Source organism: Microbispora triticiradicis, assembly GCF_005864065.1.
In the GTDB taxonomy this organism is placed as follows: Bacteria; Actinomycetota; Actinomycetes; order Streptosporangiales; family Streptosporangiaceae; genus Microbispora; species Microbispora triticiradicis.
Genome location: NZ_VANP01000044.1, coordinates 1 through 1,239 on the forward strand (window position 1 = coordinate 1; position 1,239 = coordinate 1,239).

General features: G+C 68.4%; 1 protein-coding gene. It reads left to right on the forward strand.

The annotated features are described in order from the left end of the window. Nucleotides 1-213: 213 nt before the first annotated feature. On the forward strand, nucleotides 214-1,149 hold the full coding sequence (locus tag FED44_RS35435; RefSeq protein ID WP_341868644.1) for an RNA polymerase sigma-70 factor: 936 nt from the start codon (nucleotides 214-216) through the stop codon (nucleotides 1,147-1,149). The last annotated feature ends 90 nt before the right edge of the window (nucleotides 1,150-1,239 follow it).

Here is a 1,239-nt window from a genome sequence, read left to right on the forward strand (position 1 = left end):
GACCTTGTCGCCGCGCGCCAGGGCGGCCTCCACGAAGTTGCGGCCCAGGCCGCGGGACGAGCCGGTGACGAACCAAACCTTCTGCATGGTGTGCTCCTTGTTGCCGCTTTCAGCCGTTACAACCCCCCTGGACGAGATAGCCCGGCAGAGATGTGAGATCGCCCGAGTGTGACCTGCGACACCATGTCACCTTTATCCTGATTGGTGATATCAATGGTCGGCGTGAGTCGCGTCGAGGACTTCCAGGAACTGAGGCCGCTGCTTTTCGCGATCGCCTACCGCATCCTGGGCAGCGTGAGCGAGGCCGAGGACGCCGTCCAGGAGGCCTGGCTGCGCTACGAAGGTTCCCCGGCCCAGCCCGAGTCGCCCAAGGCCTTCCTGTCGGCCACGGTGACGCGGATCTCGATCGACGTGCTGCGCTCGGCCCGCGTCCGGCGCGAGGCTTACGTCGGGCCATGGTTCCCCGAACCGCTGCTGACCGACCCCTACCAGGACCCGGAGCGGTCGGCGGAGCTGTCCGATTCGTTGTCGATGGCGGCGCTGATCCTGCTGGAGCGGCTCAGCCCGCTCGAGCGTGCGGTCTTCGTGCTCCGCGAGGTGTTCGCCTTCGGCTACCGGGAGATCGCCGCCGCGGTGGAGCGGTCGGAGGCGGCCTGCCGCCAGCTCGCGGTGCAGGCACGCCGTCACATGGACGCGGGCCGGCCCCGCTTCGAGGCGGATCGCCGGGCCCGCGAGCAGCTCGCCGGGAGGTTCTTCCATGCGATGAGGGAGGGGGACGTCACAGGGCTGCAGGAACTGCTGGCCGCCGACGTCCAGCTGGTCAACGACGGCGCCGGCAAGATCGGGAGTACGATCCCCCTCTTCGGCGTCGCGAAGGTCGCCCGGGCGCTGTCCGTCGCCATCCCGCCGTTCGCCCAGATCGGCGCGGTGCTGGAGGCGCACGAGGTGAACGGCCAGCCGGGTGCGATCATCCGCGACCGAGACGGTCACATCTTCAACGTCTGGACGCTCGACATCCTGGACGGACGCATCCAGACCATCCGCTCGATCGTCAATCCCGACAAGCTCGCTCACCTGGGCCCCGTCGCCGACGCCCACGCGGTCATCCGCGAGAAGAAGCAGACCCGCCGCGACCAGCAGACGCCATGATGGGCGGCACGCGGGTCGGCCGGGCGGAGTCCCGCAAGGCGCTCAATGACGACTGGCAGGTCAACTCGGATATCGCAATCTCAGCTGGTC

Coding starts and splice junctions, on each gene's coding strand:
- FED44_RS35435 (WP_341868644.1), top strand. CDS start 214: ATGGTCGGCGTGAGTCGCGTCGAGGACTTCCAGGAACTGAGGCCGCTG.